This window comes from Methylobacterium sp. NPDC080182 (assembly GCF_050281105.1).
Taxonomy (GTDB): Bacteria; Pseudomonadota; Alphaproteobacteria; order Rhizobiales; family Beijerinckiaceae; genus Methylobacterium.
The window spans coordinates 1-23,007 of record NZ_JBNNWO010000042.1; the positions used below are offsets into that span (position 1 = coordinate 1).

The following is a 23,007-nucleotide window of genomic DNA, read 5'->3' on the forward strand; positions in this document are numbered from 1 at the left end:
GCGGTTGGCGAGGGCGGCGTGGGTGTTGGCGCAGGCCTTGGGGGTGCCGGTGGAGCCGGAGGTGTGCAGGACGTAGGCGAGCGCGTCCGGGTGGGAGGCTCGGGTGCGGGGCCTGACGGGCCGGGCGCTGTCGTCGTCCGCGTCGGTATCCGGATCGGCATCCGGATCGGTATCCGGATCGGCGTCGAGGACGAGGGGCGCTCGCCCTGCGGCGTCGGCGAGGGCGGGGTGTCGGTCGGCGAGTTCGGGCTGGGTGAGGAGGAGGTCGGCCTCGGCGGCGAGGGCGGCGAGGCGGGCTGCGGGCAGTTCGGGGTTGAGGGGGAGGATGGCGGCGCCGGTCCTGAGGACGGCGAGCCAGGCGGCGGGCAGGTCGCAGGTGCGCTCGAGGAGGAGTCCGACGACGCGCTCGGGTCGGGCGCCGGCGCGGGCGAGGCGTCGGGCGATGGCGGTGGCGCGGGCGTCGAGGCCGGCGCGGGTCAGGCTGGTCCGGGCGTCGGTCACCGCGATCGCGTCGGGATCGTGCGCGCGGTGGTCTGCGAAGGCGGCGAGGACGTCGCCGGCGCCGTCCGGGTAGGCCCGCGCGGTCGCGTTCGCCGACCCGATCACCGCCCGGTCGGAGGCCGTGAGCGCGCTCGCCGCGTGGATGGGCCGGTCCGGCGCCGCGACGAGGGCGCGCAGCAGGGCGAGGAACCCGTCGCGCCAGCGCCGGGCTGTGGCGTCCGCGATCAGGCCGGCATCGTACTCGAGCTGGCAATCGATGCCGGTCCCGTCGGCCGCGACGTCGAGGGCGACGTCGAACTTGGCGCTCGCCACGTCGACGTCGATCCGCGCCGCCGCGACCCCCGCGAGGTCGAGGGGGGCGGCATCCCGGCTGGGGCGGAAGTTGAACGCCGCCTGGAAGACCGGCGTGGTCGCGGCGTCGCGCGCGATCCCGGTCTCCGCGACGAGGCGCTCGAAGGGGACGTCGTCCTCGGCCAGGAACGCCATCGCCTCGCCGCGCAGCCGCGCGCAGAGATCGCGGAAGCTCCCGCGCGGATCGAGGCGGACGCGGTAGACCTGCGTGTTGACGAGGAAGCCGACGAGGTCCTGCAGCTCGGGGCGGGTGCGGGCGGCGTTCGGCACGCCGACGGCGAAGTCCGTCTGGCCGCTCAGGCGGGCGAGCAGCACCTGCCACGACGCCAGCAGCGCCACGAAGGGCGGACACGCCTGCGACTGGCAGAACGCGGCCACCGCGCCGGCGAGGTCGGCGGGCAGGATGAAGTCGACCCGCCCGCCCGGGCGGTTCGCCAGGGGCTGGCGGGGATAGTCGAGGGGCAGGTCCAGGGCCGGGACGGCGTCGCCGAGGTAGCGGCGCCCGCGCGCGATCGCCGCGGACCCGGCCGCGCCGTCGAACCGGGCGCGCTGCCACGCGGCGAAATCCACGAAGCGCAGGCGCGGGGCGGGCAGCGGCTGCCCGATCCGCGTGGGATCGGCGAGGGCCGCGCGGTAGGCCTGCGCCAGATCCCGGAAGAGCCGCGCCGTCGACCACGCGTCCACCGCGATGTGGTGCATCACCACGAGGAGGACGCGCCCGCCCGCCGGACCCGCCTCCGACAGGACCGCGCGCAGCGGCGGCGCGCGGGTGAGATCGAAGGGGCGGCGGCTCAAGGCGCGCAGCGCCGCGCCCGGGTCACCGTCGAGGGCCGGGACGCGCTCGAGTTCGAACGGTACGTGCGGGTGCAGGATCTGGCGCGGGCCGTCGGCGGTATCCGCCAGCGCCGTGCGCAGGACGTCGTGACAGGCGATCAGGCTCCGGAACGCGCCCTCGAGCGCCGGGACGTCGAGGGGGCCGGTGAGGCGGAAGGCCCGGGCCGAGTGGTAGGCCGGGCTCTCCGGGTCGTAGCGCTGGTGGAACCAGAGCCGCGCCTGCGGGAACGACAGGGGCGCCGGGCCGCCGGCGTGCCGCGGGATGCTGTCGGCCGCCTCGGCGTCCTCCCGCAGCAGGCGGGCGAGGGCCGCGCGCCGCGCCGCGTCGCGCGCGCCGACCCCGGTCACGCGCCCACCCCGGCGAGGCCGGCGCGCTCGGTCTCGCTCAGGCCGGCGAGTTCCAGGCGCAGGCTCGCCGTCTCCTCGATCGCGTCCGGCGGGGCGTAGGTGCCGAGCGCCGCGGCGAGGGTCGCGGGCGTGCTGTGGTCGAAGACCAGGCTCGGGGGGATCTCGACCTTGAGCAGCTTGCGGATGCGCGCCGTCAGCTTGATGACGAGGAGCGAGTTGCCGCCGGCCGCGAAGAAGTCGCCCGCGGCGCCGAGGCGCTCCGCCGGGAGGCCCAGCAGCTCGGCCATGGCGTCGGTGAGCACGGTCTCGAGCGCCGTGCGCGGCGGGACGCCCGTGTCCGCGTCCGGATGAACGTCCGGACGGGGCAGGGCGGCGCGGTCGATCTTGCCGTTGGCCAGCCGCGGCAGGCTGTCGAGGCGCAGGATCGGGGCGGGCAGCCACGCGGCGGGCAGAGTTTCGGCCAGCGCCGCGAGGAGCGCGGCGGGTGTCCGCTCGGGGTCGGCGACCACGTAGGCCGCGAGCCCGGTCGCGCCGTCCGGCCCCGTGAACGGGCGCACCGCCGCCTGGCTCACGCCGGCGAGGCCCGCCAGCGCGGCCTCGACCTCGCCCGGCTCGACGCGGTGGCCGCGCAGCTTGATCTGGTCGTCGGCCCGCCCGGCGAGCACGAGGCGGCCGCCGGGCAGCAGGCGGGCCCGGTCGCCGGTGCGGTAGAGCCGCCCCGCTCCGAAGGGGTTGGGCGAGAACGCGCCCGCGCCGCCGGCCTCCGTGCCCGGGAGGTAGCCGCGGCAGATCTGGGCGCCCCCGAGGTGGAGCACGCCGACCGCGCCGGTCGGCGCGAGCGCGCCCGCCGCGTCGAGGATGTAGGCCTCGCTGCCGGCGATCACGCGGCTCAGCGGCAGGCTCTCGTCCGGCGGCGCGGTGGCCGCGTCCGGATGCACCAGCACGCCGACGCAGGCCTCGGTGGGACCGTAATGGTTGGCGATCCGCGTCGTCGGCGCCGCCGCCCGGATCCGCCGGACCAGGGCGGCCGGCGTCGGCTCGCCGCCGAGCACCAGCAGGGCGGGCAGCGCGGGGTCCTCGACGCCGTCGAGGAGGGCGGCGAGGTGGGACGGGACCAGTTTCGCGCAGGCGACGGCGTTGCCGCGCAGGAAGCGCGCGAAGGCCGGGCCGTCGGCCATCTCGGCCTCGTCGGCGACCACGAGGCAGGCGCCGAGGCGCAGCGCCGCGAACAGCATGGTGTTGCCGAGGTCGGCCGCCACCGTGGAGGTCAGCGCGAAGCGCCCGTGACCGGACAGGTCGAGGGCGTCGATGACGGCCTCCGCGTAGGCGCGGATCTGGGCGTGCTCGATCACCACGCCCTTCGGCGTCCCGGACGAGCCGGAGGTGAAGAGCAGGCAGGCCATGTCGGAGGGGTCCCGGGCCTCGGCGGGGTGCCGGGCCTCACCGAGGCCGTCGAGGATCGCCCCGAGGGCGTGCCGGCCGGCCGCGGGGTCGGCCGAGAGCGCCACGGTCAGCGCGGGCCGGGCGAGCGCGATCAGGCGGTCGCGGCGGGCCTGCGGCCAGGCCGGGTCGAGGGGCAGGTAGGCGCCCCCCGCGCGCCAGACCGCGAGGATCGCCACCACGAGGTCGACGGAGCGCGGCAGGTCCAGGGCGACGACGCGCTCGGGACCGACGCCGCGCGCGGCGAACCAGGCGCCGAGGCGCGCGACGCGGTCCTCCAGCGCGGCGTACGACAGGGTGCGGCCGGCGCCGACGAGAGCGGGGGCGTCCGGCGCCGTCGCCGCGTGGCGGGCGACGAGGACCGGAAGGGTCTCCGCCGGCAGGGCGCGGGCGGCCGGGCGGCCGAAGGCGCGCAGGCGCACCTCCTCGCGCGCGCCGACGAGCGGGTAGGTCGCGAAGGGCGTCGCGGCCTTCGCGGGCAGGCGGGCGAGCAGCGTCTCGACCTGATCGAGCAGGGTCTCCAGGGCCTCCACCGCGTAGCGGCGCGGGTCGGCGTGCAAGGTCAGCGCGGCGAGGTGCCCCTCCGCGTCGAGGGCCGGCTCCAGGCAGAGCTCGAACCCGGCGGGTCCGGGCAGGAGCCGGTCCTGCGCGGCCCCCTGAGCCGCGAGCGCGAAGCCGACCGCGGGGCGGCGGTCGTCGCCGGCCGCGTCGAGGGGGCAGAGTTCCTGGAAGGCGCGGTGCTCGTCGAGCCGCGCGGCGAGACCGGCCGCGGCCTCCGAGACGCTGGTCTCCGGTGGGAGGACGAGGCGCAGGGGCAGCGTCTTGGTGAAGACGCCGACCGTGCCGGCGAAGACCGCGTAGTCGCGCCGGCAATCGTGCGCCCAGCCAGCGAGGATCTCTGTCCGCTCGGCGAGGCGCGCCACGAGCAGCCACCACGCGGCCTGGAGCACGGCCTCGGCGCCGGCCGCGGCGAGGTCCGGCCGGGCCAGCGCCCGCGCGAAGGCGTCCGTGACGGCGGCGTCGACGGCCCGACTCAGCCGGATCGCGGCGGCCGGCTCCTCCACCGCGTCGGCGGCCGACCCTTGGCGATAGGGCAGCCGGAGGGGCGCCGCGCCCGCGCCGATCTGGTCCCGCCAGTAGGCTTGGCCCTCGCCGTCCGCGTCGTCGGCGGCGACCGCCTCGCGCCACTCCGCGTACTGGGCGTAGGTCGCGGCCTCGGGATCGGCGCCGGGTGCCGCGTCGTCCGCGCAGGCGGCCGCGACCTCCGACAGGACGCGGTCGAGGCTGCCGGCATCGACCGCGAGGGCGCTGGCGACGAGGCGCAGCCGCGGCGTCGCGCCCGGCAGGAGGACGGCCGCGAGGGTCTGGCCGCGCTCCGGCGCGAGGCCGACGGTCCCGACGTCTCCCTGCGGCGCGCCGGTATCGAGCGGGATAGCGGGCGCGCCGGCCTCGGCCTGCCGCAGGCCGCGGAAGCCCGGTTCGCGCACGAAGGCGGTGCGCAGGACGTCGTGGCGGGCGGCGACCGCGGCGAGGCCGCGGCGGAGGCGGTCCGCCTCGACCGGCCCGGGCAGGTCGATCTCGGCGACGAGATTCGGCGCGGTGCCGGTCTCGTCGAGGCAGGCGCGCTGCTCGGGGGTCAGCGCCCGGGTCGGCGCCGCCGCGAGGGAGGCCGGCGCCCCGGTCATCGCCGCGCCGGTCATCGCCGGGCCGGTCATCGCCGCGCCGGTCATGCCGCCGCTCCCGTGACCGCGCCGCGCTCGACCATGTCGCCCATGGCGACGACGATCCGGCGCGGCCCCTCGTAGGGGTCGCGGGCATGGGCGGCGAGCATGTTGTCGAGCATCACGACGTCGCCGGGGCGCCAGTCGAAGCGCACGGCGATCGCCTCGTAGAGGCGGCCGACCTCGTCCATCACCGCGTCCTCGATCGGCGTGCCGTCGCCGTAGAGCACGTCGCGCGGCATCCGCTCCGGCCCCACGAGGCCGAGGAGGTCGGCGCGCACCTCGGGGTCGAGGCAGCGCGGGTGGTGCAGCTGCACCTGGTTGAAGAACGACTTCTCGCCGGTCAGCGGGTGGGTGATCACCGCCGGGCAGCGCGTGCGGGTCTGGAGCGTGTCCGCGTCGAGCCAGGCGAAGTCGACGCCCTCGGCCCGGCAGCGGGCCTCCACGGCCGCGCGATCCTCGGTGTGGAAGAACCGGCGCCAGTCGACGTCGAAGCGCTCCGTGAAGGTGCGGACGTAGATCAGCCCCAGGCGCTCGAAGCGGTCGGCGATCGCCGGCGGCAGCTGCCGGTACAGCGCGCGGCAGTCGACGATGGGCGTCGCGCCGCCCACCGGCGACGGCTGCTGGCAGAAGAACCACTGCTTGCGCGGCCAGGCATGCAGGTGGCTGCTCTCGTTGTGGTAGAGGATCATCTCCCGCTCGGGGTAGGGCGTCGAGCGGTAGGTGTTCTTCCCGCCCTCGTTCTTGGGTAGGTCGCCGTACCCGCCGTAGAGGCCGGGCTGGAGCGCCTCGGCGAAGGCCTCGAATTCCTGCGGGGTCGCGATGCCGAAGCCGCGCAGCAGCAGGCCGGCGTGGCGGCGCAGCTTGCCCTCGACCCAGTCGCGCTGGGCGGTCGCCCAGGCCACCGCGTCGACGTCGGCCGACAGCGGCTCGATCACGAGGGGGAAGTCGCGCCCGGGCGCCAGGGTCGAGAGGCGGGCCGGCTCGCCCGCGGCGGCGGCGGGTTTGCCGGCGCCCAGTCCCTTGAGCTTGTCGAGCTTCGCTTCCAGGCGGCCGGTGCGCGGGAGCGACGGGGCGGTGTTCGACATGACGGGGTCCTCCGGGTCTCGTGAGGGCGGGAGCGCGGGCAGAAGGTCGGGCCGGTCGGGCAGCAGGGTCGGGAGCGGGGCCGCGGGCGCGGCGGCGGCGGCGGCGAGCAGGGTCGCGTAGGCCTCCGCGAGGCGCGCGACGCGTTCGGGGGTGAACAGGGCCGTGGCGAAGACCCACTCGGCCGCGATCCCGCCCCCCGGCGCGGGCGGGTCGAGGAAGAGCGCCATCTCGAACTTCGAGCCGTGCGCGCTGGCCGCCCGGGCCTCGGCCGCGAGCCCCGGGACCCCGAAATCGCCGGGCGGCGCGTTCTGCATCACGAACAGGGCCTGGACGAGGGGTGGCCGGGCGCGGGCGCGCGGGATGTCGAGGGCGTCGACGATCCGGTCGAAGGGCAGGGTGGCGTGCTCGAAGGCGGCGAGGACGTCCTCGCGGACGCGCTCGATCAGCGCGGCGAAGGACGGGGCGCCGTCGAGGCGCGCCCGGATCGGTAGCACGTTGACGAAGAAGCCGATCAGCCCGGCCAGCTCGGGGTGCGGCCGGCCCGCGACGTCGGTGCCGACCACGAAGCGTTCGGCCCCGCTCAGCCGATGGAGCAGGGCCTGGAAGCCCGCGAGCAGCACGACGAACGGCGAGGCGCCGCGCGCCCGGCCCAGCTCCGCCAAGCGGGCGACCAGCGGCCCCGGCAGTTCGAAGCGGACGGAGCCGCCGGCCTGCGACGGGACCGCCGGCCGCGGCCGGTCGGTCGGCAGGGGCAGCAGGACGGGCACCTCCGCGAGGTGCCCGCGCCAGAACGCGGTCTCGGCCGCCGCCGCGCGGTCCACGGCCGCCCGGTGCCAGCGCGCGAAATCCGCGTACTGGACGGGGAGGGGCGGCGCCTCCGCGCCGCGATAGGCGGCCCCGAGTTCGGAGAGCAGCACGCCGACCGACCAGCCGTCGCCGACGAGGTGGTGGAGGGCCAGGACGAGGCGGTGATCGTCGGCGGCCAGGCGCAGGAGCCGGGCGCGCAGGAGCGGCGGCACGGCGAGGTCGAACGGCGCGGCCGCCTCCGCGGCCTCGCACGCGGCGACCCGGATCTCGCGGGCGCCCGGATCGAGGCCGGTGAGGTCGTCGACGGGCACGTCGAGGGCGACCGCCTCGGCGATCCGGGGCTCCGGAAGGCCGTCCTCGCCGGTCGGATAGCCGGTCCGCAGCACGGCGTGCCGGGCGACGACCCGGCGCAGGGCCGCGGCGAGCCGGTCGGGCTCCAGCGGGCCTCCGAACCGGATATGTCCGACCATGACGTAGGCGCCGCGCCCGGCCGGGTCGCCGAGCCGCTCGGCCAGCCAGAGCCGCTGCTGGCCGAGCGACAGCAGGGGCGGGCCCGCATTCGGCAGGAGCGCGGGCGCCGGCACCGCGTCGCGGGGCAGCGCGTCGATCCGCGCCGCGAGGTCGGCGAGGGTCGGGGCCGCGAACAGGTCGCGCAGCGGCAGGGCGACCCCGAAGGCGGCGCGGACGCGGTCGACGGCGCGCATCGCCAGGAGCGAGTGGCCGCCGAGTTCCAGGAAGCCGCGCCCGCGCGAGACCTCGTCGAGGCCGAGGAGATCGCTCCAGATCGCCGCGAGGGCGCGCTCCGTCGCGCTCCGGGGCGGCTCATCCGGCGACGGGGCACCCTGCGGGCGCCGGTAGAGGTGGAGGGGGGTGAGGTCGCCGGCCGCGAGGCCGTCCCGGCACGCGCCGCGCCGGAGCTTCCCGCTCGTGGTCTTGGGCAGGGTGCCCGGCGCCAGCAGGGCCACGAGTTCCGCCGGCTCGGCCAGCACCTCCGCCAGCGCGGCGTCGACCGCGGCGGCGATCTCCGGCGCGCGGGCGGCGGCGCTCCGGCCGATCTCGGCGGCGATCCCGATCGCCTCGCCCGCCGGGCCCTCGACCGCGAAGGCCGCGACCCGCCCCGGGCGGAGAGCCGGCACGCGCGCCTCGACCGCCGTCTCCACGTCCTGCGGATAGACGTTGTGGCCGCGCAGGATGATGAGGTCCTTGGCGCGCCCGGTGACGAAGAGCTCGCCGCCGTTCAGGAAGCCGAGGTCCCCGGTCCGCAGCCAGGTCGCGCCGTCGCGGGGCACGAAGGTCGCGCGGGTCGCCTCCGGGTTGTTCCAGTAGCCACGCGCGACGCAGGGGCCGCTGAGCCAGATCTCGCCGACCGTCCCGTCGGGGCAGGGGAGGCCCGTGCGCGGGTCGACGATCCGCAGGTGCTCGGGCCGGACCGGCCGGCCGCTGCCCGCGAGGGCGGTGCCGGCCTCGTCGGCGACGGCGCGGCCGGCCGCCAGCGCCGCCGGCGCCACGCTCAGCCGGCGCCACGGCGTGCCCAGGGGCTTGGCCGCGACGAGGAGGGTCGCCTCGGCGAGGCCGTAGGCGGGGCTGAGCGCCGTCGGCGCGAAGCCCGCCGGGGCGAAGCGCTCGGCGAAGCGGGTGAGGGTCCGGGGCCGGATCGGCTCGGCACCGCTGTAGGCGACGCGCCACCCGGCGAGGTCGAGCCCCGCCAGCGCGGCGGCGCCGACGCGATCGCAGGCCAGCCGGTAGGCGAAGTCCGGGCCGCCGCTGATCGTGCCGCCATGCGCGCCGATCGCCTCGAGCCACGAGGCGGGCCGGGCGAGGAAGGCCTGCGGGCTCATCAGCACGAGCGGCGCGCCGGCGAAGATCGGCTCGATCAGCCCCGCGATCAGGCCCATGTCGTGGTAGAGGGGCAGCCAGGAGACGAAGACGTCGTCCGGGCCGGGCGCGATCGCCTCGGCGAGCCAGCGGGCGTTGGCGACGATGTTGCCGTGCGTGACCTCGACGCCCTTGGGATTCGCGGTCGAGCCCGACGTGTACTGCAGGAAGGCGAGGGTGTCGGGCGGGCACGGGACCGGCCGCCACGTCTCCGCCCCGGCGCTGCCGACCGCGTCGACGCAGACGATCGCCCCCACGGAGCTGCCCGCGCAGGTCGCCGCCACGGTCTCGCGGTTCGCCCGATCGGTCAGGACGTGGCGCGGTGCCATGTCGGCGATCATCAGGGCGAGGCGGGCCGCGTGGTGCGGATCCCGCGTCTCCGGCGGGAAGGAGGGCACGGCGACGAGGCCCGCGTAGAGGCAGGCGAAGAACGCCACGACGTAGTCCGGCCCGCTCGGCAGGGCGATGAGCGCCCGCGCGCCGGGCTCGGCGTCGCGCTGGAGGCGCGCCGCGAGGGCGCGGACCCGCCGGTCGAGTTCCGCGTAGTCGAGGGACGCCCCGACCGCGCGCCCGTCCGTGAGGAAGCGCAGGGTCAGCCGGTCGGGCGTGGCGGCCGCCCGCGCCCGCAGGATCGCCACGAGGCTGTCGTCCGGCGCGGGCCGGTGGGGCGACGGCGCGCGGTGCGCGCGGCCCACGTGCAGGCTCTCGTGCAGGCTCACGCGCCGGCTCCCGCCTGGCGGCCGCGCGGCGGGGCGGCGCGGTGCTCCACCACGAGGCCGCGCTCGAGCTTCACGACCTGGTCGGCCCGGTCGAACCAGCGGTCGTCGTGGGTGACGACGAGGATCGTCCGGCCCTCGGCGGCCAGCTCCGGGAGGAGCGTCTCGTAGAAGGCCGCCCGGGAGTCGGGATCCTGGTCGGCGGCCCACTCGTCGAAGATCATGACGGGCCGGTCCTCCAGGCAGGCGACCAGGAGGGCGAGCCGCTTGCGCTGGCCCGTCGAGAGATCGCGGGTCGAGAAGACCCCGTCCCGGAGGCTGACGCGGCCGTCGAGGCCGAGGCGCGCCAGCCACGCGCGCGCCTGCGCCTCGCGCGCGGCGTCCGGCCGGCCGAGCAGCGTCTCGAACAGGTGGAAATCGGAGAAGACGGCCGCGACGTGCGCGCGGTAGCCGGCGAGGGCCGCGCCCGCCACCGGGCGGCCGTCCAGGCACAGCGTCCCGCCGGTCGGCGGGTGCAGGCCGGCGATCACCCGGGCGAGGCTGGTCTTGCCGGAGCCGTTGCCGCCGACCAGGAAGGTGATCTCCCCGGGGCGCAGCGTCAGGTCGACCGGGCCGAGGTCGAAGCGGTCGCCGGTCTGCGGATCGGCCCGGTGATGGGTCACGCCCCGCAGGGTCACGGTGGCGTCGCGCCGGGGCGCGGCCGGGCCTGTCCCCGGATCGCCGACCGGCTCGGGCGGCAGCTCGGCGAAGGCCGCCTCGATCCGCCGCGCGCCGACGCGGGCGAGGTTGACGAGCGGCATCGTGTTCAGCACCGCCTCGAGCGGCCCCATCAGGTAGAGCAGGGCGATGACGTACCCGGTCGTCACCGCCGGGCTCTGCGCGCCGGTCCCGGGGACGAACAGCGCGAGCCCGATCAGGGCCAGGAACAGGATGCGGCCCCAGCCCGCCGCCAGCGCGAGGAGGGCGAGGCCGCGCCGGCGGTGGTCGGCGACGCGGGCGATCGCGGTCGCCAGGACCGCGTCGAGGAAGTGGCGCCCCTTCTCCCGGTTGAGGCGCAGCTCCTTGGCGCCGCCGTGCAGCGCCTGGAAATGTCCGACGAGGCGGTCCTGCTCCGCCCCGGCCCGGGCGAGGTGGCGCGTGACGCGGCCGTAGCAGGCGGAGTAGCCCGCGGCCCCCAGGGCGATCGTGAGGGCCGAGGCCAGGAACAGGGGGAACGACAGGTAGCCGAGATAGGCGAGGGTCGCCGCGACCACCGCGCAGTTGGTGACGAGCACGGGCAGCGCCGTGAGGAAGTTGGCGACTTGGTTGGCGTCCTCGGTCACCAGCGCCTGCACCCGGGCGCTCCCCACAGCCTCGAGATCCGCGAACGCGGCGGCCTGGACGCGCGCGGCGATCGCGGACCGGAGATCGGCGAGCCCGCGCTGCCCGAGATCGGCGAAGAGGGCGCGCGAGACGACGAGCGCCGCGCAGGCGAGGAGGGCGGTCGCCGCGAAGGCGGCGACCCGGTCGGCCCGGGCGGGCTCGGACGCGTGGAGCGCCCCGTTGATGAGCACGATCAGGCCCGTCGTGGCGATCCCGCCGACGAGGCTCGCCGCGCCGGCCAGCACGAGCCGGGCGCGGGCGCCCCGCGCGAGGGCGCGCCACAGCGCGGTCCCTGGCGCGGACCCGGGCTCCGCGAAGGCGAACGCCGCCGCCATCACTGCGCGCGGCCGGCTTGCGCCATCGCCACCACGACCTTGCGCGGGCCCTTGAAGGGTGTCCGCGCGTGGGCGGTCAGCATGTTGTCCAGCATCACCACGTCGCCGGACTGCCAGGGGAAGACGACGGTGTGCGCGGCGAGCACGGCGCGGATCGCGTCGAGATCCGCGTCGGGGATCGGGCTGCCGTCGCCGTAGTAGACGTTGCGCGGCAGGTCCGGCTCGTCGACGAGGTCGAGGAGGGTCGCGCGCACCTCCGGCTCGAGGTTCGAGACGTGGAACAGGTGGGCCTGGTTGAACCACACCGGCTCGCCGGTCTCGGGGTGGCGGGCGGTGCCCTGGCAGACCTGCCGGGTGCGGAGGTCGCCGTCCGGCTTCCACTCGCAGGTGATCCCGTGGCCGGCGCAGTACGCCTCGACCGCCCCCCGGTCCTGCGTGCCGAACACCTGCTCCCAGGCCACGTCGAGCCCGTTGCCGTAGTTGCGCACGTACATCAGGCCCCGCTCGGCGAAGCGCGCGCGGATCGGCTCGGGCACGGCGCGGTAGATGGCGCGGCTGTCGGCCAGCGGCGTCTCGCCCCCCTCAGGCGCCGCCTGCTGGCAGTAGAACCAGATCTTCATCGGCCAGTCGCGGGCGTAGGCCTGCTCGTTGTGCAGCGGGATGTGCTGGTGGGGCGGGTACTCGGTCGAGGTGTAGACCCCCTGGGTCACGGGGCTGCGCGGCGTCGAGCCGAACTCGTAGCTCAGGAGGTCGTGGCCGAAGCCCGCCGCGAAGCTGCGGAACGCGTCGGGCCCGTCGAGGCTGAAGCCGCGGAGCAGCAGGCCGCCCGCGGCGTGGAGGTGCGCCTCGGCCGCGGCCCGGATCGCCGGCAGCGCGTCCGCGAGCGCCGCGCCCGCGGCGCCCTCCGGCGGCGTGACCAGGAGCGGCAGAGGACCCTCGTCCCGCAGGGGCTTGGTCACGAGTTCCATCACGGCGTCCTCCATGGTGACATCCCGTTCGTTCGCGCCGCCGGCCCGCGCGCCGCCGATGGGCGGGCGCGGCCGCCTCAGGCCGCGGCCTCGGCCCGCGCGCCGATCCGCCGGCCGACGAGGTCGAGCACCGGCCCCCGCCGCGCGTGGATGAAGAAGTGGTCGCCCTCGAACAGCGCGAGGTCGAAGGGGCCGCGCGTCTCGCGGCCCCAGGCCTCGAGGTCGGCGCGGGCGATGTCGTCCCGCGTCCCGCCGAGCGCCTGGATCGGGCAGTCCAGCGCCGGGCGCGCCGCGTAGGTGTAGGCGCCGCGCAGCCGGAAATCGGCCCGGAGCACCGGCAGCACCAGGGCCATCAGGGCGGGATCGGCCAGCGCCTCCGGCGGCGTCGCGCCGTAGGCGGACAGCGCGTCGCGCAGGTCCGCGTCGCTGCGCGGGCGGCGGAAATACGCCCCGTCGCACACCGCCGGTCCGGCGCATCCGGAGGCGAACAGCGCGCGCGGCGCCGCGATCCCGCGGTCGCGGAGTTCGTGCGCCAGCTCGAAGGCGAGCAGCGCGCCCAGGCTATGCCCGAACAGCGCGTAGGAGCCCGTGACGGAACCGGCGACCTCGTCCGCGAGGCGCCGCGTCAGCGCCCGCGGGTCGGTGCAGGGCGCCTCGCCGATCCGGGAGCCGCGCCCCGGCAGCTCGACGGGCCTGACGTCGACCGCGTCGGGCAGGCCGCGGCGCCACTGCGCGAACACCGCGGCGCTCGCCCCCGCGTAGGGCAGGCAGAACAGCCGGACTCGTCCCGGCACGGTCACGCCCGCGCGCCGCCCGCGTCCCGCTCCTGTGCCTCCATGTGTCGGCGCAGGCTCAGGGGCCGCATGTCGGTCCAGACCTCGTCGATGTAGGCCAGGCAATCGGCCTTCGCGCGCGGATCGCCCACGGCGCGCCACCCGTCAGGGATGTCGCGGTAGCTCGGCCAGATCGAGTATTGCTCCTCGTGATTCACCACCACGTAGAACAGCGTATCTTCGCGATCGAACGCCATCGATGCATCCCGTTCAGGTGAAAGCTGCGAGCAGCCTCGCCAATGAATCAATGAACTTCGCTTGTCGGCGCATAACATGGCCGAAAGATCGCCGGACTCAAGGGCCCTTTTACATATTTGAAATGTTCTAATTTAATTCATTACTGCTCGATCGTCAGAAGTTTTTTCCGGAGACCTTGAATCACTGTGGCGGTTCGCGCTACGCAGTGCGGCCGGCGGGTGCGGCCGGCGGGTGTTTCGTGGTCCGGGGCTTGGCGGGGGACGCGGTCAGTGGCGTGTGCGCGAACCAGCTTCCGGTCGCCTGCGAGCGGTCCCGCCGGGGGAACGCGCGGCTCCCCCGAGGGAGGCGCCGCCCCCGTGCGCCGCGGCGGCGAGGATCGCCGCGCACCTCGCCGCGCGCCCCGGCGCGCACCCCGTCGTGCGGACGAGGAGACGATCGGATGACCGCGCGCGCCGCACCGCTCTGCGACGTCATCGGGGTCGGCTTCGGGCCGTCGAACCTCGCCCTGGCGATCGCCCTGGCCGAGACCCCGGCGGCGCGCGGCCTCCGGTACCGCTTCCTGGAGCGGCAGCCGCACTTCCGATGGCACGGCGGCATGCTGCTGCCGGGCAGCGACATGCAGATCTCGTTCCTCAAGGACCTCGTCACGCTCCGCAACCCGACGAGCCCGCTGACCTTCGTGAACTACCTGCACAGCCAGGGTCGACTGCACGATTTCATCGATCTCGGGACGTTTCATCCCAGCCGGATCGAGTTCAACGACTATCTCCGCTGGGTGGCGGACCATTTCGCCGACCGGTGCGACTACGGCGAGACCGCGGTCGCGGTGGAGCCCGGGCCGGGACCGGACGGGACGGTCGAGACCCTGTGGGTCGTCACCCGCGACGCCGCGGGCCGCGAGATCCGCCGCCAGACGCGCGACCTCGCCCTCGCGGTGGGCGGCGCCCCGCACGTGCCCGCCGCCTTCGCCGCCCTGGCGCGCGATCCCCGGCTCTGCCATTCGAGCCGCTACCTCGACCACGTCGACCGGCGCGGCCCGGGCAGCCCGCTCGACCTGTCGCGCCCGGGCGCCCGCGTGGCGGTGATCGGCGGCGGCCAGAGCGCCGCCGAGATCGGCCACGATCTCCACGCCCGCTTCCCGCAGCTGCAGGTCGATCTCGTCTTCCGCGGCCACGCCCTCCGGCCCTCGGACGCGACGCCGTTCGTCAACGAGATCTTCCACCCCGACCGCACCGACTTCGTGTACGCGCAGCCGAGCGAGCGGCGGGCGGCGATCGTGCGCAGCTACCGCAACACGAACTACGCGGTGATCGACGCCGACCTGCTCAAGGCGCTCCACGTGATCGTCTACCGGGAGAAGGTCTCCGGGCCGCAGCGCCTGCACCTCCGGCCGCGCAGCGAGATCCTCTCGGCCGTCGGCGACGCAAGCGGGATCAGGCTGCGGACCGTCGACCGCTACGCCGAGGTCGAGGCGGAGCGCAGCTACGACGGCATCGTCCTGGCGACCGGGTACGCGCGCGACCCGAACCCGGCGATCCTCGAACCGCTCGCGCCCTACCGCGACGGGCCGGACCTGGCGCGCGACTACCGCGTGCCGACCCGCCCCGGCTTCGTCCCGCGCATCTACGTCCAGGGCTACTCGGAGACCTCGCACGGTCTGAGCGACACCCTGCTCTCGGTCCTGCCGGTCCGCGCGCAGGAGATCGTCGACAGCCTGCTCGATCAGGACGGGCACGGGGGCGCGGTCGCCCCGGCGCGCGCGCCCGCCGCCGGCGGGATCCGCGCCTGGGAGCGGCAGGGAGCGCATCCATGAGGCTCGCCGTCCCGCGGACCGGCCGGGCGCGGCGCGCGGAGGCGTGCCGCGGGTTGATCCGCCGCCCGCTCGCCCGAGTCGGCGCACGGGTCGGCGCATGGGTCGGCGCATGGGGATGAGCCGCCCGCGCGGCGATCGTCGCGCCCTCCTCGCCGGCCTCGCCGCGGGCGTCCTGGGCCTCGTCCCGGGCGGCTTCGCCGCGTCCCCCGCGGGTGCGTCCGACGACCCGCGGCGCGCGGAGACGGGCGGCGCGCCCGCCGCCCGCGTGGTCGCCCTCGACGGGTTGTTCGCCGAGACGCTCCTCGCCATCGGCCTCGTGCCGGTGGCGATCGCCAACCGGCCGCTCTACGAGAAGCTCATCGCGCAGCCGCCCCTGCCGGACTCGGTCCTCGACCTCGGCCCGCTGCAGGAGCCGAACCTCGAGTTCCTCAGCCTGATCGCCCCCGATCTCATCCTCGCCGCGCCGTGGCAGGCGCAGATCCAGGTCGCGCTGACCCGGATCGCCCCGGTCGTGGCGCTGCCCATCGTCGCGGGCGCGCGGGAGCCGATCGACCACCTCGACGCGCTGACCCGCGACCTGGGGGACCGCGTCGACCGCGCCGCGGCGGCGCGGGCGCTGGTCGCCGGGACCGACGGGGCGCTCGCCGAGGCCCGGGCCGCGCTCGCGGGCCGGACCGGGCGCCCGGTCTACATCTGCCGCTTCCGCGACGACGGGCGGCAGCTGGCCGTCTTCGGCACGCGCAGCACCGTCGGCGCGGTCGCCCAGCGCCTCGGCCTGACCAATGCCTGGACCGGCCGGCAGAGCGGCGCGGGCACGGTGCTCGCCGCGGTCGAGGACCTCGCGGAGGTGCCCGACGCGACGCTGATCCACTTCGACCGCGGCGCCGAGACCGCGCGCGCCCTCGGGCGCCTCGACGACAGCCCGCTCTGGCGGGCGCTGCCCGCCGTGCGCGCCGGCCGCGTGATCCGCATGCCGGTCGTCCATCCGAACGGCGGCCTGCCGTCGGCCGCGCGCTTCGCCCGTCAGGTCGCCGCGGCGCTCGGGAAGGCCCCGGCGTGAGCGCGGCCGGGGCCGGAGCGCGGCGGGCGCGAGCCGACGGGTCCGGGGCCTCGCCGCTCTGGCGCGGGGCGGGGCTTCTCGCCCTCGCGCTGGCGGTGAGCGCCGCGCTGCTGCACGCCAACCTGGCGGCCGTCCTGCCGCCCGGGCAGTGGTGGGCCGCCCTGCTCCACCCGACCGACGGCGACATGCCGCAGCTCGTCCTGCGCGACAGCCTGCTGCCGCGCCTCGCCATGGCGGTCCTGGCGGGCGGCGGCCTCGGCCTCGCCGGCGTGCTGTTCCAGCAGGTGCTCGACAACCCGCTGGCCGAGCCCGGCACCCTCGGCGTGTTCGCGGGGGCGAAGCTCGCCCTGGCCCTCGCGACCCTGTGGTGGCCGGCCCTCCTGATCTACGGCTACGAGCCCGTCGCCGGCGCCGGGGCGGCCCTGTGCACGGGCCTCGTGCTGCTGCTGAGCGGGCGCAGCGGCTACGCACCGTCCACCGTCATCCTCGCCGGACTGGTGGTCGGGCTGTCCGCCGAGGCCGCCAACCGGATGCTGGTGCTCGCGCATTTCGACGCGCTCTCCGACCTCTACGCGTGGCAGGCCGGCGCGCTGAACCAGAACAACTGGGACGGCGTCCGCGGCCTCGTCCCGCGCCTCGCCCTCGCGGCCCTCGCGGCCGGCCTGCTGGCGCGCCCGCTGACCCTGATCGAGCTCGGCGATGCCGGGGCGCGGGGCCTCGGCGTCTCCACCGCCGGCACGCGGCTCGCCGCCCTCGCCCTCGGCGTCGCGGTCGGCGCCAGCGTGACCGGGTATCTCGGGGTGATCGGCTTCGTCGGCCTGGCGGGGCCGGCCATCGCCCGCTACGGCGGCGCCCGCCGGCTCCGCGACCGCCTGCTCTGGGGGCCGGTGGCCGGGGCGGTGCTGCTCGTCCTGACCGATCAGCTCGTGCAGCGGCTCATCGGCCGCAGCGGTGTCCCGACCGGCGCCGTCACCGCCCTCGTCGGCGCACCCCTGCTGGTCGGCCTCATCCTGGGTCTGCGCACCGCGCGCGAGGCGCCGCCGGCGCCGGGGCCTATCCCGGTCCGTCTCGCCCGGCCGTGGCCCGCCATCGGGGCGCTCGCGATCCTCGCCCTCGCGGCCGTCGGCCTGTCGCTCACACTGGGGCGGGATGCCCAGGGCTGGCTGTGGAGCCCCGATCCGGGCGCCCTCCTGGCCTGGCGGGCGCCGCGCGCGCTGGCCGCCCTGGGGGCCGGGGCCATGCTCGCCTACGCGGGCGGGCTGCTGCAGCGGCTGACCGGGAACCCCCTCGCGAGCCCCGAGCTGTTCGGCGTCTCCGCGGGCGCGGCCCTGGTGGTGGTGCTCGTCCTGTTCCTCGCCCCCGGCCTCGGCCCGGCCGCGATGCTGGCCGCCTCCGCGGCGGGCGCGCTCGCGACGCTGCTGGCGATCCTGGCCCTGGGCCGCCGGGCGCGCTACGCCTCCGCCCGGATCCTGCTCGTCGGCGCGGCCCTCACCAGCCTGATCGGCTCGGTGATCGCGCTCCTGCTCGCCACGGCCGACCCGCGGACCGCCGCCCTGCTGACGTGGCTCTCGGGCTCGACCTACAACGCCACCGGGACCGAGGCCGGGCTCGCCTGCCTCGGCGCGGCCCTGGTGCTCGGGGGCACGCCGCTGCTCGCGCGCTGGCTCACGATCCTGCCGCTCGGGGCGGAGACGAGCCGGGCCGTCGGGCTCCAGGTCGCGCGGGCGCGCCTGACGGTCCTGTCGGTCGCCGCGATCCTGACCGGCGCCGCGACCCTGCTCGTCGGCCCCCTGAGCTTCGTCGGGCTGATGGGGCCGCACCTCGCCCGCAGCCTGGGCTTCAGCCGGGCCGCCGAGCAATTGGTGGCGGCGACGCTCGCCGGCGGCCTGATCATGGTGCTGGCCGACTGGCTCGGGCGCGTCGCGGCCTTCCCGTGGCAGTTGCCCGCCGGCCTCGTCGCGACGGTTCTCGGGGGCGCCTATTTCGTCTGGCTGATGCTGCGCCGATGATTCTCTCCCCGCTGAACGCCCTGTTCGTCGGCCCCCTCGAGGGCTACCGGGATCGGATCGTGTCCGCGGAGGATCCGCGCCCCTCCGTGAGGGGCGCCGACCTGCTCGATCCGCGCGTCCTGACCGACCAGCTCGACCGGTTCGCCCGCACCTTCGCGGCGCCGGAGCCCCGCGCCGTCGCGTCGATCTGGGCGAAGCAGCACTTCTCGATGCTGGTGGTGCCCGCGCTCGCCGCCAACATCGTGCTCGACCTCGTCCTGCCCGTGGCCCTCGACGCCGTCGAGATCGTCCCGGACGACGGCGGGCTGACGCGGGCGCTCAAGCTGCGCGACCCCGCCGCGGGGAGCGACGGGCCCGGCGGGCAGACCGGGGCGCGGGCGCCGGCGGATCGCTTCGGCGCGCTGATCGACGCGCACCTGGCGCCCCTGGTCGGTGCCCTGGCGGCGGTCTCGGGCGTGGCGCCGCGCGTGCTGTGGAGCAATGCCGGCAACATCTTCGAGTTCGTGGTGCGCCGCACCGAGGGGCTCCCGCAGGCGGGCCGGACCGGGCACGCGGCCGCCGCGAGCGTCCTGACGAGCCGCCGCCGGTCCGGCGCGCCCAACCCGCTGTTCGCGCCGATCCGCTACGTCCCGGAGGCGGGGGACGCGCCGGCGGGCGCGCCGCCGCGTCGGGTGCGGAAGGTCTGCTGCCTGCGCTACCTCATCCCCGACCAGAGCCTCTGCGGCGCCTGCCCCCTGCCGGCACGCCCCGAAGCGGGTCCGGCGGGAACGGACGGCCCGAGGAGGCCCGCATGAACGGTCCCGATGCGCCGGTCGTCGCGCGGCCGCGGGGCGCGCCGACGGCGGAAGCCGCGGGCGCCCCCCCGCTCTTCACCCTGCAGGGCGCGAGCTTCGGTCTCCCCGAACGCACCCTGCTGCATCCCCTCGACCTCGTGATCCAGCCGCGGCAGGTGGTGGGCCTGATCGGCCATAACGGGTCCGGCAAGTCGACCCTGATCAAGCTGCTGGGCCGCCAGCAGGCGCCGACCGCCGGCCGGATCGCGTTCGCGGATCGCGCCCTCAGTGCCTGGGAGGACCGCGCCTTCGCGCGCGAGGTCGCCTATCTGCCGCAGGCGCTCCCGCCGGTCCCGGGCATGACCGTGCGCGAGCTCGTGGCGCTGGGGCGCTATCCCTGGCACGGCGCCCTCGGCCGCGTCGCCGACCGGGATCGTGAGGCGGTCCGGCGGGCGCTCGCCGCCACCGGCGTCGCCGCCTTCGCGGACCGCTTCATCGACACGCTGTCGGGCGGTGAGCGGCAGCGCGTCTGGCTCGCGATGATGATCGCGCAGGAGCCCGCCTGCCTGCTGCTCGACGAGCCGATCTCGGCCCTCGACGTCGCCCACGCCGTCGAGATCCTCGCCCTCGTGCGCGATCTCGCCCATCGTGACGGGCTCGGCGTCGTGGTGGTCCTGCACGACGTGAACATGGCGGCGCGCGTCTGCGACCGCATCCTGGCGCTGCACTCGGGACGCCTCATCGCGGACGGCCCGCCCGGCACGCTGATGAACCCGGACACGCTGCGCGCCGTGTACGACATCCCGATGGGCGTCATGCCGCATCCGGATACCGGTCGGCCGCTGAGCTACCTGCGCGGATCGTAGGCCGGCGCGCGACGACCAGCTGCTCGCGATCCGGCACGCTCGGACCCAGGGTCCGAGCGCGAATCGGCCGGACACTCGGGTGGCAGCGCGCCGCGGACCTCGTCGTCGCCCGGCGGTGACCCCGTGTCGTCTGGACGATCGAGGCGTCGGGAAGAGCGCGGCCGTTGCGGCGGCTCCGACAACGCTGGCGGGGACGGAGGGATTCCGAGACGGTGACCGGCCCCCGCGGGGTGGTCCCGTGTCAGGCTTGGGTGCGATCGGAGTGGCGGCTCGGGGCGGTTTCCTGCCGGTGCGCTTACCGACGGCATGGGTTGAGACGCGGACAGAACCGCCGCGAAGCACCCGGCACCGCGGTCTTGAGATGATAGATTATATACAATAACCCTGCGGATCCGCAGTCTGCGCTTCGGGACGGCGCGCAGCGTGCCGAGGCTACGCATGCAACCGTTCTTCTCGACAGAGGGAATTCACCCCAAGGACGCGTTCCGGCGCTGGCGCGAGACGATCTGCGAGCGATTGATCCCGATCGACCAGCAACCCCTTCACGGGGTTCCGTTTCAGGGCAGGCTGGATGTCACCAGCATCGGGCCTGTGCCGATCTCCAAGATGGCACACACCGCCATGCGGACTGAAGCGACCCCCGACGCGATCCGGCGCTATGGGCAGCCCGACCGCCTCTACGCGTCCATGAAGCTCTCCGGCCAGGACGCCATCCAGCAAGGCGATCGGGAGGCTGTATTCCGGACGGGCGACTTCGTCGTTATCGACGCACGCCCGGCCGTCTGCGAGGCCGACACGGGCATCTCCCTCGTCATCGATCTGCCGCGCGAGCGCTTCGAGGCCATGCTGGGTCCGTCCCGGCTGTACTGTGCACTCACGGTCGGCGCGGACCTCGCCTCCACGACCCTGGCAAACACCTTCCTCCAGGAGCTGGTGCGCATGGGCGATCAGCTCACGCCCGACGCGGCCGTGCGCATGGCGGCGATCGGAACGGACCTGATCATAGCGAGCCTCGCCGAACGGATGGCGCAGGAGGTACCCCGTTCCGTTCACGGCAACGTCACGGTCCAGCGCGCCAAGGCCTATGTCGAGGCGAACCTGAGCGACCCGAACCTGGATCCGCCGCAACTCGCCGCCGCGATGAGCGTGTCGCTGCGCCGGCTCCAGGAACTGTTCCACGAGCGCGGCCGGCACATCTCCGACTACATCTGGGGACGCCGCCTGGAGGCGGCAGCCAAGCGCCTGGGCGATCCGGCCTGCGCCCACCTGTCGATCGGCATGCTGGCTTACGGCTGCGGTTTCAGCAGCCAGGCGCATTTCGCGCGCCGCTTCAAGGATCGCTACGGCATGAGCCCGTGTGACTACCGGCAGGCGCACAGCCGAGACAAGCAACCGGGCGCGTCCGCGTCCCGGCCGTCATTCTCGTGACCTGAGTGACCGGTTCGGGTCGCTCCCGGAACGGCAGTTCGGGGTGGTCTTCCGCCTGTCCGCTTCTGGGCATCGAGTGCGGGAAAGCCGACCTCGGCTTCCATTCGCGCCCAATCTCGAGAAGCGGCGGACTCCGCCACGATCCGGCGCAGGGGATTTCGCATCGCCCTTCGACTGTGCGCGGCGAACGCGCACCGCGTGCGCTGGCTTGCGGTACCGGTCATCCAACCCCCATTCGCCGAGGGCTGTCGGGCGCGGTAAGGTTGATACCCTGCGGCGGGTCGCATCCCGGTCAGGGCAGGCGACGGTAGACACGGGCAAATTCCGTGCCGCGCCGGATTTCGCAGATGCCGGCTCGGCTGACCTTATCGAATACGCCAAGGGATGACTTCACCGTGCGGCGCGGACCTTCCGGATCGGATTCGCGGCCTTCTGCTCCTCTTGGTAAGCGGCGATAGCCATCGAGCAATTCGGTGTCAGGAGGCCGGCTCTCTCGCGGAAGCAGGCCTGGACTTCCCCGCCGTCGGGCGAGAACTGGCCGCAATGTTCCAGGTAATCTCCTATGCAGTGGCGCTTCAGGTTCTCCTGGCTCGCCTGTGGCTGGGCAAAGGCCATGTCGGAGACGAGGCCGAGGACAGCGGTGAGGCAAGCGGTCTTCGAGATACTCATGATCGGCTCCGTAGGGTGAGAGATCTACCGAGGAGACGCCTTCAGGCTCCGGTCATCGCCAGATACGGGATGAGGAAGGCGCAGGCGAAGTTGCCGGCGATGACCAGCAGGATGACGGACTGCATGCCCATGACGGCTCACCTCGTCTGCGCGAGGAGGCCGGCTGCGGATGCGGGCGTCAGCATCGGCGCGCAGGCGATGGCGCCGATCACGCTGATGACGATCAGCAGTCGTGCGATGATGGTGGTCATGTCGGTTCCCCCTCGTGGCCGTTCGGGCCTTTGGTTAATGAAGGATTTAAGAGCTCGGCCTTACGCGCGTGTTGCTTCGATTGTTGCGTCGAGCCGGGGCCGGCAGACACCGCTGGCGCGACCGCTTGCCGACCGCTGTGGGACAGGCCGCAAACTGACACGTGTCGGGAACGGTCAAGCATTCGCTCCGCCGTGCACTCTGCCGAAGGAGGCGGCGACTTGGCCGACCAAGGTCGCCCAGGGCATGTCCAAGGCCGCGTAGACCGGGCCCGCCTCCGGGCGGGCGTTGTCCTTCAGGATCTCGACCATCAGCGTCGCGTAGTCGGACAGGACCACGCCCGCCTGCGCCATACGGAGAAGGCCGGCCTGGCGCTTGGTCTCGCTGAACGTCCCGGAGGCGTCGACAGCCACGTAGGCGTCGAGGCCGCGGGCGACGGCTGTCATGGGCGGGAAAGCCGCGCAGACCTCCAGCGAGATGCCGGCGAAGATCAGCTTCTCGCGGCCCGTGGCCTCGATCGCCCGGGCGACGCGCGCGTCGTCGTAGGCGTTCACCGACGAGCGGTCGATGATCTCGTTTCCGGGCAACGCCGCGACCAACTCGGGGAAGGTCGGACTGACCTGCCCCCACGAGGTGGTCCGAGTTCAAAATTAGTGCAGGGTCGGCCTGAGGGTCCCCCAGATTTTGGTCCGGCCGGAAGGTGAGCTTCCGGATCTCATTCGGCGGCCTGCAGGGCCGCCGCCAGGGCAAATTCCTGGGGCG

Annotated in this window: 15 protein-coding genes; 6 read left to right on the top strand and 9 right to left on the bottom strand. The window is 75.3% G+C overall.

Going from position 1 to position 23,007, the window contains the following annotated elements:
* From ACQKQD_RS33305 to ACQKQD_RS33335, 7 genes are all read right to left on the bottom strand, one after another.
* Positions 1–2,034: condensation domain-containing protein (locus ACQKQD_RS33305; protein WP_427510878.1), on the bottom strand; the 2,034-nt coding region annotated here is incomplete at its 3' end.
* A complete protein-coding gene (locus ACQKQD_RS33310; RefSeq protein ID WP_427510879.1) occupies positions 2,031–5,204 on the bottom strand; it encodes an amino acid adenylation domain-containing protein in 3,174 nt (1,057 codons plus the stop codon). The genes ACQKQD_RS33310 and ACQKQD_RS33305, both read right to left, overlap by 4 nt.
* Positions 5,201–9,685 (bottom strand): condensation domain-containing protein, encoded by a 4,485-nt coding sequence (locus tag ACQKQD_RS33315; RefSeq protein WP_427510880.1) that lies wholly within the window; start codon positions 9,683–9,685, stop codon positions 5,201–5,203. The genes ACQKQD_RS33310 and ACQKQD_RS33315 overlap by 4 nt, the downstream gene beginning before the upstream one ends.
* Positions 9,682–11,379 (bottom strand): cyclic peptide export ABC transporter, encoded by a 1,698-nt coding sequence (locus ACQKQD_RS33320; protein ID WP_427510881.1) that lies wholly within the window; start codon positions 11,377–11,379, stop codon positions 9,682–9,684. The genes ACQKQD_RS33315 and ACQKQD_RS33320 overlap by 4 nt, the downstream gene beginning before the upstream one ends.
* Positions 11,379–12,362: a TauD/TfdA family dioxygenase gene (locus ACQKQD_RS33325; RefSeq protein WP_056529523.1), complete on the bottom strand. Its 984-nt coding sequence runs from the start codon at positions 12,360–12,362 to the stop codon at positions 11,379–11,381. Before ACQKQD_RS33325 ends, ACQKQD_RS33320 begins: the two co-directional genes overlap by 1 nt.
* 62 nt (positions 12,363–12,424) lie before the next feature.
* Positions 12,425–13,141, bottom strand: coding sequence for a thioesterase II family protein (locus ACQKQD_RS33330; protein WP_427510882.1), 717 nt, complete (start codon positions 13,139–13,141; stop codon positions 12,425–12,427).
* 2 nt (positions 13,142–13,143) lie between these two features.
* Positions 13,144–13,377 (bottom strand): MbtH family protein, encoded by a 234-nt coding sequence (locus ACQKQD_RS33335; protein WP_020094344.1) that lies wholly within the window; start codon positions 13,375–13,377, stop codon positions 13,144–13,146.
* A 440-nt stretch (positions 13,378–13,817) separates the two neighbouring features.
* On the opposite strand from ACQKQD_RS33335, the gene ACQKQD_RS33340 reads away from it, so the two are divergent.
* From ACQKQD_RS33340 to ACQKQD_RS33365, 6 genes are all read left to right on the top strand, one after another.
* A complete protein-coding gene (locus ACQKQD_RS33340; protein WP_056529520.1) occupies positions 13,818–15,191 on the top strand; it encodes a lysine N(6)-hydroxylase/L-ornithine N(5)-oxygenase family protein in 1,374 nt (457 codons plus the stop codon).
* Positions 15,192–15,306: 115 nt separating this feature from the next.
* Positions 15,307–16,251: an ABC transporter substrate-binding protein gene (locus ACQKQD_RS33345; RefSeq protein ID WP_244527048.1), complete on the top strand. Its 945-nt coding sequence runs from the start codon at positions 15,307–15,309 to the stop codon at positions 16,249–16,251.
* On the top strand, positions 16,248–18,260 hold the full coding sequence (fhuB, locus tag ACQKQD_RS33350) for a Fe(3+)-hydroxamate ABC transporter permease FhuB (RefSeq protein ID WP_427510883.1): 2,013 nt from the start codon (positions 16,248–16,250) through the stop codon (positions 18,258–18,260). The genes ACQKQD_RS33345 and fhuB overlap by 4 nt, the downstream gene beginning before the upstream one ends.
* Positions 18,257–19,054, top strand: a complete 798-nt coding sequence (fhuF, locus tag ACQKQD_RS33355) for a siderophore-iron reductase FhuF (protein ID WP_427510884.1) — start codon at positions 18,257–18,259, stop codon at positions 19,052–19,054. The genes fhuB and fhuF overlap by 4 nt, the downstream gene beginning before the upstream one ends.
* Complete coding sequence (locus ACQKQD_RS33360; protein ID WP_427510885.1) at positions 19,051–19,899, top strand: ATP-binding cassette domain-containing protein; 849 nt, start codon at positions 19,051–19,053, stop codon at positions 19,897–19,899. Before fhuF ends, ACQKQD_RS33360 begins: the two co-directional genes overlap by 4 nt.
* 438 nt (positions 19,900–20,337) lie before the next feature.
* On the top strand, positions 20,338–21,327 hold the full coding sequence (locus ACQKQD_RS33365; protein ID WP_427510886.1) for a helix-turn-helix domain-containing protein: 990 nt from the start codon (positions 20,338–20,340) through the stop codon (positions 21,325–21,327).
* Positions 21,328–21,717: 390 nt separating this feature from the next.
* Here the strand turns inward: ACQKQD_RS33365 and ACQKQD_RS33370 are convergent, their stop codons facing one another.
* Together ACQKQD_RS33370 and ACQKQD_RS33375 are read right to left on the bottom strand one after the other, a co-directional pair.
* Positions 21,718–21,996: a hypothetical protein gene (locus ACQKQD_RS33370; RefSeq protein ID WP_056529510.1), complete on the bottom strand. Its 279-nt coding sequence runs from the start codon at positions 21,994–21,996 to the stop codon at positions 21,718–21,720.
* A 425-nt stretch (positions 21,997–22,421) separates the two neighbouring features.
* The gene (locus tag ACQKQD_RS33375) at positions 22,422–22,832 is read right to left on the bottom strand and encodes an isochorismatase family protein (protein ID WP_427510887.1); all 411 of its coding nucleotides are present in this window, start codon (positions 22,830–22,832) and stop codon (positions 22,422–22,424) included.
* Positions 22,833–23,007 lie beyond the last annotated feature (175 nt).

What these genes read in the sequence shown, in the direction of transcription:
- ACQKQD_RS33310 (WP_427510879.1), bottom strand. Translation starts at nt 5,204, where the DNA reads ATGACCGGCGCGGCGATGACCGGCCCGGCGATGACCGGCGCGGCGATG.
- ACQKQD_RS33320 (WP_427510881.1), bottom strand. Translation starts at nt 11,379, where the DNA reads ATGGCGGCGGCGTTCGCCTTCGCGGAGCCCGGGTCCGCGCCAGGGACC.
- ACQKQD_RS33325 (WP_056529523.1), bottom strand. Translation starts at nt 12,362, where the DNA reads ATGGAGGACGCCGTGATGGAACTCGTGACCAAGCCCCTGCGGGACGAG.
- ACQKQD_RS33335 (WP_020094344.1), bottom strand. Translation starts at nt 13,377, where the DNA reads ATGGCGTTCGATCGCGAAGATACGCTGTTCTACGTGGTGGTGAATCAC.
- ACQKQD_RS33340 (WP_056529520.1), top strand. Translation starts at nt 13,818, where the DNA reads ATGACCGCGCGCGCCGCACCGCTCTGCGACGTCATCGGGGTCGGCTTC.
- ACQKQD_RS33345 (WP_244527048.1), top strand. Translation starts at nt 15,307, where the DNA reads ATGAGCCGCCCGCGCGGCGATCGTCGCGCCCTCCTCGCCGGCCTCGCC.
- fhuF (WP_427510884.1), top strand. Translation starts at nt 18,257, where the DNA reads ATGATTCTCTCCCCGCTGAACGCCCTGTTCGTCGGCCCCCTCGAGGGC.
- ACQKQD_RS33360 (WP_427510885.1), top strand. Translation starts at nt 19,051, where the DNA reads ATGAACGGTCCCGATGCGCCGGTCGTCGCGCGGCCGCGGGGCGCGCCG.
- ACQKQD_RS33365 (WP_427510886.1), top strand. Translation starts at nt 20,338, where the DNA reads ATGCAACCGTTCTTCTCGACAGAGGGAATTCACCCCAAGGACGCGTTC.
- ACQKQD_RS33370 (WP_056529510.1), bottom strand. Translation starts at nt 21,996, where the DNA reads ATGAGTATCTCGAAGACCGCTTGCCTCACCGCTGTCCTCGGCCTCGTC.